The organism is Mesorhizobium sp. M7A.F.Ca.US.010.02.1.1 (assembly GCF_004023085.1).
Lineage (GTDB): Bacteria > Pseudomonadota > Alphaproteobacteria > Rhizobiales > Rhizobiaceae > Mesorhizobium.
In genome coordinates this window covers 22,717-29,007 of sequence record NZ_RZRV01000054.1, presented here as the reverse complement: position 1 = coordinate 29,007, position 6,291 = coordinate 22,717, and the positions used below count along the sequence as shown (strand labels likewise).

Genomic DNA, 6,291 nt, shown 5'->3' with positions numbered 1-6,291 from the left:
AGAGTCCGCCGGTCGATTGGAGGGAACAGGTTTCTTAAGTGGCTTAGAGAGAGAATGTGGCACTGAGATCGCCAAGGACGGCGATTGAAGCTCGTTTCAAGCGAGGTGGATGAACGATTGGGCGCCAGTGGCGCGCCGCCGGGGTGACGACGGGGGTCGGCGCCTGTCCCAAAGGTTGTGACGGCTGTGCAGACGGGTGGGGCGCTCCTCGGTCCGGTTTACTCGCGGTGCGTTCCAGGCAAGGCTGCAATACCCCAGGGGCAGGATTTCTGGATTCCTGTTTGCGGCTAGCATCACCACGTAAAGACGTCGATCGTTCGACCATCTGCTGCGCTAACCTCGGCGGCGCCGCCTGGCCTGTATGGCAGCAAAAGTGACTGGGCGAAAATCCCAGGCGTCTACGCCGACGTCGTGCTGGCGCGTCATCGGCTTCAGCCGGCCATGAGAATGGCCGTGCAGGTTTATCGATTTCTTGCCGATCTGGTTCCAGGTGCGGAACGGGTAGTGGCAAAGAACCAAGAAACGGCCCTCGACAGTCAGCTCCTTGTAGTGTTGCACGCTAGCCCAAGCCGAAGCGCGGAGCGTTACCACGCCGTCGTTGTTGCCGATGATGAGGTGCTTGGTGCCGTGGAGGCAGGACAGCAGCGAAGACACTGTCTCGGCCGATCCCTTGGCAAAGTCGCCGAGGTGCCAAACCTCGTCGCTTGGAGCAATAGTCTCGTTCCAAAGTTCAGTCAGTGCCTGGTCATGCGCCGCCAATGAACTGAAGGGGCGGGGGTCGAGCCGCAGAATGCGGGGATCGTTGAAATGCGTGTCGGAGGTGAAGAAGATCATGCGCCGCCGCTGGCTGAGACGAGCGCTCGACGAACGCTTCTAAGTTCGCTTGCCGGAGCGCCTTTTGGGTCCATCATCGATCCTGATTTGGGCTTCCCTGACATCTTGAGTGCCTCTTCGTTGGTGAGGCCGCACTTGCGCGCAAAGTAGAGCGCTTCGATCGCCTTTTCACGATCCGCCGTGGCTTCTGTGTGCTGTTTGGGCTTTTTACCCATCGTTCTCTATCACCTTTGATGCCACCGAACCATCACCGTGCCGGGTTGTTCCCATCCATCGGATCTGCTGACCCGCCGAGCGCGGCAGCCTGATGTCGCCGATAAAACGAGATCCCGAGACCTTAGCAGGCATCAGCTTGGTCGTTTCTATATGGCCCATCCCGGAGGCACAGTCGGAGCTTTAAAGTTGCCGAACGCCTTGCAACGGTTGCTTTTGGCTACGAGCGGCACGCGGCCGGCATCTTTTGCCGAAGGCGGCTCGGCCTGCGCGTGGCTACGGTGAACGGTACTTCAACAGCCCTGAGTTCGGATGTGGTATTCCGGTTCCATCCGCCAGTTTTCCCGCGCATGGCTCGCCGGCAGACACGCTGGGTGGCTCCCGCTGAAGCCTTGCCTCTACCTTGCAAGCTTGCCATGGCGATCCGGAACCTCGAGGCATGTGGAGAGTTGTCCAGCAGCCCAGCGGAGATCCAAGCCATGGCGCCACCAGATGCCAATCCCGGCGCCGCCGCGCAGCCAAAACGCTCTGGCAAGCGACAACCCCATCACCGGCACGGCACAAGGCCTCCGGAGCAGGATTATCTATCGACGGGCTTCCAACGATATGAAGGACATGGCCCATGAACGTCGCCAACCTGCAATTGGAAGGTTTGCTCATGGCGGTCGCGGCCGTCAATAACGCCTTGGTCCGCAGAGGCCTTCTCTCGGTCGATGATATCGACACGGCGTTGAAAAACGCCGAAGCCTCGTTCACGGTTGATGAGCGCCTCTTCGAGGATATGTCGCCTGCTAACCGCGACGCAGTGTGTTTCCCTTTGCGTCTTTTGCGGCTGGCTAACACCAAGCAGTTCGAAGCGAGTGTGCCACCGTTTTCCGAGCTGGCCAGGCAGGTGGGGATCACCAAGCAGCCTAACAACGACCAGATGTGAGGGAGGAAGGTCGACCTGCGCGGGTGGCCTCAAAAGACTTGATGAACGATGACCCTGTAGATTCGCTCGCCAACGCAATTCGCCATCGCAGCGCAATTCTGTTTGTTGGGGCAGGGGTGTCGATCAGTGTTGGACTACCCTCCTGGGAGAAGCTGATAGAGCGAATGGCAAAGGAGCTCGGCGTCGACGACGAATTTTCCACGCGACGCGATCGTTTTCAAACCCTGGCCGAGTACTATCGGATCAAGCATGGCAGCATCGGGCCACTTCGCAGTTGGATGGACAGAAACTGGTCCGTTCCCAAGGACCGGATCGAGAAATCCGAGTTGCATCGTCTCATCGTGAGGCTCGACTTCCCTGTCATCTACACAACTAATTATGACCGGAACCTAGAACTGGCTTATGAGATATACGGCCGGGACTACGTGAAAGTGGCCAATGCACGCGATGTAGCGCAGGCCCGCCAAGGCGTTACCCACATCGTCAAGTTCCATGGTGATTTCGACGAGGATTCGTCCCTCGTCCTCACCGAAACGGACTACCTCGATCGCCTCTCCTTCAATTCTCCGCTGGACGTGCGTTTTCGCTCGGATGCACTCGGCAGCACGATCCTCTTCATTGGCTATAGCCTTTCCGACCCAAATATTCGGTTGCTGTTGCACCGTCTCTGGCAGACGTGGCATCGGTCCGGCTATGAGAAAGATCGCCCGCCCTCGTTCATCCTCATGACCAGCCGAAACCCTGTGGAGGAGGCCGTTCTTGGGCGTTGGGGCATTTCGGTCATCGTCGGCGAAATCGACGAGCCGCAAGCTGCTTTGGTGGACTTCCTCAGCCGGCTGGCGGAGATGGTTGGGGATGGGGAACTGTCGCCAAAAAGTGGGCGATAGCAACATCCGTATGATGGGCAGTTCGGCGGGCTCTCAAGGAGCGGCACATGGCAGAGAATTCCGTCCGGAATTTCAAGTTCAATTGGCGTCAAGGATACTATCGCGGCACGGAGAGCTAATCGGAAAACTTACTCACGCGCTGCCTACTTTGAAGTGCCTTTCACAGCGGTAACGGCTCAACCTCGATGCGCCTTGCGCCGAGCTTCAGCGCAAGGCGCGAGCTTGTTTAGCAATGACGCTACCGGCTGATCAACGCTTGGCGTTCTCACTCTCCGAGTCGGCCCGCGCCAGGAACTGCTCGGTTGTCGCTGGAATATGGCTTTTCAACCAGTCCGCCATTGCGACTTCCTCACGCAGGTTCTCTTCGCAGACCTGGGCGACCTCTGCTTCACCCAGAGATTTGGCAGCGGCGATAAGGATTGTGTAGGAGGCGATTTCCATGTGCTCGAACGTGTAGCTTGCAAGCGATCCTTTCATCACTTCGTCACCGGCGAAGACCCCGCTGAGCGACTGCGCCATCGCCGTCAGCTTGCCGCCGGCATCCTTCAGTGTGGAAGATCCTTGTCCGATGCGGTCGAGACAGGTTTCCAGCCGAGCAGCCTGCTGCCTGGTCTCCTGGACGTGCTGGCGAATCCGTTCGCTGAGCTCAGGATAGTTCTCAATTCGGTTCAACTGCCCATTCAACATGGTCTCGGCCTGCTCTTCCATGGCGTGAGCATCCCTGAGCCATTGGACAAGCCATTCGCGCGATTCTGACATTTCATATCTCCTTCATGGGTCGGCCAGAACTTTCAAAAGGAGATATTGTTCCTCATCGGTTGAACTGGGGGTCGGCCTGTATCGCGAGCCTTTTGCCGGTCGGCGCTGGATTCAGGCTCCTGACCTCGGGCGATGGGCATTGCCGCGGCGCTGAAATGCATTCTGCAGAATGACCGAAGCTGCTGCCGTCACCGCGTTCGCGATGGGTATCTCTACGAGTTTCGTGTTGGCTCGTATTCTGCTGCCACGCTGCCATGTGTCAGGCTAAGCTCTGTCTTGCCCGAGCTGGCTGGCATTTGCCGTTTGTCTCGCGAAAACAGCCCGTTGGCTCAGCGAGGCCCCAGGTTCACCAGCGGAGATCTTGTTTTCACGAACGAATTGCAATGGAACGTCACGGCGTTTCGCAGGTTGGTAATGGAATTTCGCAGCCAGGGAAACGAGCCATGACTTCTTCAGACAAAGCCTCAGTTGGCATATCACCCCGCCCCGAAAAATCGGGCGGTAGGACCCCGCCAAAACAGGCGACACCTTCACCGGCCGCAGAGAAAACCTCTGGAGCAGGTCCTGCGATCGCCGAGCGTTCGAAAGACGCCAAGGCGCCCAGAGGCGGTCGCCAACCTGGGGCTTATGTCAAGGATTAGACGGCCGTGCGTTTAGCTTCGGCTGGCCGCTACAGTCGAAGCGAGGAGGAGGTTCTTATGCAGATGATGGAAATTGTCGTCAGCCGAGACCAGGCACCGGTCGTGGAATTCCGCGGGGAGGGCGGCGAGTTTATTACAGTCACCCTGCAGGCCGGGCATAGTCTTCCCGACGACGAACTCATCGCAAAGGCCAAGGCCATGATGGTTCAGGTCGCTCAGTTCGGGATGGACCAGGTCAAAAGCGCAGTCACGTCTGATGGGTCGCCAACCGATGAGGTTATTCAATCCGAACTGTCGGGATAGAATAGCTTCGCAGGGTTACAGGGCACCAGTCGATCGGCGGGCGTGCAGTCACCAGCCAGAAAATGGCGAGAACGGATCGCGGGCAATAGTTCGAGCAGCACAATCGTGGTCCGCGTTCAGGCAAGCAGATCGACGCACTTCCAAAACAGCGACACCGGTGATCATCGAGAAGCCGAGCGTGGGACGATCATGCGTTGCGTTGTCCAGTCGGCGGCTGATCGGCTTTTTCCCAAGCTCGGGAACAAAGCTGGCGCGCACTGGTTGGGGTCAAATTCAACGCTGTGGGGAGGAGATATGTCGCGTATCTTCAATCTTGGTTTGCCAGTCCTGCTTGGGGCTGCGACATTCGCGCTCAATGTTGCTTCGGACCCGCTGCCGCCGGATTTGACGTATCGTCCATTGCCAAGCTTGCCTTTTTCCGCGGTCAAGGAGACTGACGAAGCGCAAAAACCGGCAGTGACACAACGGCAACGCGGCCTGCTTGAGAGACGTTACGATCTGGCTGACCGGCCGATGCGGGGCGTCATGATGTCGGGCGGGCGCAAAGCTGTGCAAGAAGGCTCGCGAGTGAAACTGCCGGCAGGCGAAACCTGGAGCAGCCTGGCAACGAAAACTCCTCAGGAAATTCGTGATCGTGGTCTGTTGCCGCAAGGTTTCCTGCCGTTGCCGCACATCAAGCAGGCCACTGGAGGTCAGGTCTTTCCTGAAAGTCAGATTAGAGAGATCGGCGCTGATGAAGGACGGGATCTGCGTCGCTTCGATGTCGATTTCGACCTGCCGGATTATCTTACGCCGGAATTTCCACCTCCAATATTTCTCACCACGCACCCGGAGCTTGGCGATGTGTCGCGAGGTGATCTGCTGACGATACGCAACTTCTATGAATACATGAACGGCATCATCACGCCCGTGCAGATGGAAGGGCTTCGTCTGCTGCTGACGCCATTTCCGCAGGAGGAATTCAATCAGACCGAGGACAGGAAGGTAGCGATGCAAAGCACGGGTGTGGCGTGCCTCGATTGCCATTCCAATTTCCACACCAACGCGGCGTTTCACCTCACTCCGGACGTGCGGCCGCAAGCCGAGCGCTTCCGGCTCGACACAACCAGTCTGCGCGGCTTGTTCAACCAGCAGATCCACGGGTCCAAACGCTCGCTGCGTTCCGTGGAGGACTTTACGGAATTCGAACAGCGCACCGCCTATTTCAACGGCGATCACGTGAGCGCCACCCGCAAGGGCGTGAATCTGCCGGATCGGCCCAACCAGGTTGCGATGATGGCGCAGATGCAGAACATCGTCGATTTTCCGCCGGCACCGAAGCTCGATCCGTTCGGACGACTTGACCCGGCTGCCGCCAATGCGCTGGAGATCAAGGGCGAGCAGGTGTTCATGGGAAAGGGCCGCTGCGGCGAATGTCATGTTCCAAGTCTGTCCTTCATGGACAACAACATGCACGATCTGAAGCTTGAGCGATTCTACAAAGTTGGCCAGACGTTCAACGATCAGGTTGCCATACCGGATGGACCGATCAAGACCTTCACGTTGCGCGGGATCAAGGATTCTCCTCCCTATCTTCATGACGGCCGCCTAATGACGCTGGGCGATACCGTAGAGTTCTTCAACCTGGTGCTCGGAACGAAGCTCGACCAATCGGAAAAGGATGCATTGGTGGCCTATCTGCTCACGCTCTAGAACACCGGGGAAACCGCGGCCGAAGGGTTAA

7 protein-coding genes are annotated in these 6,291 nt (G+C 58.0%); 4 read left to right on the top strand and 3 right to left on the bottom strand.

Annotated features, from left to right (window positions below; genetic code table 11):
- Positions 1-333 precede the first annotated feature (333 nt).
- Both EOA19_RS31580 and EOA19_RS31575 read right to left on the bottom strand, forming a co-directional pair.
- The gene (locus EOA19_RS31580; protein ID WP_128305835.1) at positions 334-834 is read right to left on the bottom strand and encodes a metallophosphoesterase family protein; all 501 of its coding nucleotides are present in this window, start codon (positions 832-834) and stop codon (positions 334-336) included.
- Entirely contained in the window at positions 831-1,049 is a 219-nt protein-coding gene (locus tag EOA19_RS31575; protein ID WP_164893090.1) for a hypothetical protein, read from the bottom strand. The genes EOA19_RS31580 and EOA19_RS31575 overlap by 4 nt, the downstream gene beginning before the upstream one ends.
- 620 nt (positions 1,050-1,669) lie before the next feature.
- On the opposite strand from EOA19_RS31575, the gene EOA19_RS31570 reads away from it, so the two are divergent.
- Together EOA19_RS31570 and EOA19_RS31565 are read left to right on the top strand one after the other, a co-directional pair.
- On the top strand, positions 1,670-1,978 hold the full coding sequence (locus EOA19_RS31570; protein WP_023811900.1) for a hypothetical protein: 309 nt from the start codon (positions 1,670-1,672) through the stop codon (positions 1,976-1,978).
- Between the two features lie 41 nt (positions 1,979-2,019).
- Complete coding sequence (locus EOA19_RS31565; protein WP_128305834.1) at positions 2,020-2,865, top strand: SIR2 family protein; 846 nt, start codon at positions 2,020-2,022, stop codon at positions 2,863-2,865.
- A 249-nt stretch (positions 2,866-3,114) separates the two neighbouring features.
- Here the strand turns inward: EOA19_RS31565 and EOA19_RS31560 are convergent, their stop codons facing one another.
- Complete coding sequence (locus EOA19_RS31560; RefSeq protein ID WP_128305833.1) at positions 3,115-3,624, bottom strand: DUF892 family protein; 510 nt, start codon at positions 3,622-3,624, stop codon at positions 3,115-3,117.
- Positions 3,625-4,322: 698 nt separating this feature from the next.
- Between EOA19_RS31560 and EOA19_RS31550 the strand changes: the two genes are divergently transcribed.
- Both EOA19_RS31550 and EOA19_RS31545 read left to right on the top strand, forming a co-directional pair.
- Positions 4,323-4,568: a hypothetical protein gene (locus tag EOA19_RS31550; protein ID WP_128305831.1), complete on the top strand. Its 246-nt coding sequence runs from the start codon at positions 4,323-4,325 to the stop codon at positions 4,566-4,568.
- Positions 4,569-4,862: 294 nt separating this feature from the next.
- Positions 4,863-6,260, top strand: a complete 1,398-nt coding sequence (locus EOA19_RS31545) for a cytochrome B6 (RefSeq protein WP_128305830.1) — start codon at positions 4,863-4,865, stop codon at positions 6,258-6,260.
- Positions 6,261-6,291: the final 31 nt, after the last annotated feature.

What these genes read in the sequence shown, in the direction of transcription:
- EOA19_RS31560 (WP_128305833.1), bottom strand. Translation starts at nt 3,624, where the DNA reads ATGTCAGAATCGCGCGAATGGCTTGTCCAATGGCTCAGGGATGCTCAC.
- EOA19_RS31575 (WP_164893090.1), bottom strand. Translation starts at nt 1,049, where the DNA reads ATGGGTAAAAAGCCCAAACAGCACACAGAAGCCACGGCGGATCGTGAA.
- EOA19_RS31580 (WP_128305835.1), bottom strand. Translation starts at nt 834, where the DNA reads ATGATCTTCTTCACCTCCGACACGCATTTCAACGATCCCCGCATTCTG.
- EOA19_RS31550 (WP_128305831.1), top strand. Translation starts at nt 4,323, where the DNA reads ATGCAGATGATGGAAATTGTCGTCAGCCGAGACCAGGCACCGGTCGTG.
- EOA19_RS31565 (WP_128305834.1), top strand. Translation starts at nt 2,020, where the DNA reads ATGAACGATGACCCTGTAGATTCGCTCGCCAACGCAATTCGCCATCGC.
- EOA19_RS31545 (WP_128305830.1), top strand. Translation starts at nt 4,863, where the DNA reads ATGTCGCGTATCTTCAATCTTGGTTTGCCAGTCCTGCTTGGGGCTGCG.
- EOA19_RS31570 (WP_023811900.1), top strand. Translation starts at nt 1,670, where the DNA reads ATGAACGTCGCCAACCTGCAATTGGAAGGTTTGCTCATGGCGGTCGCG.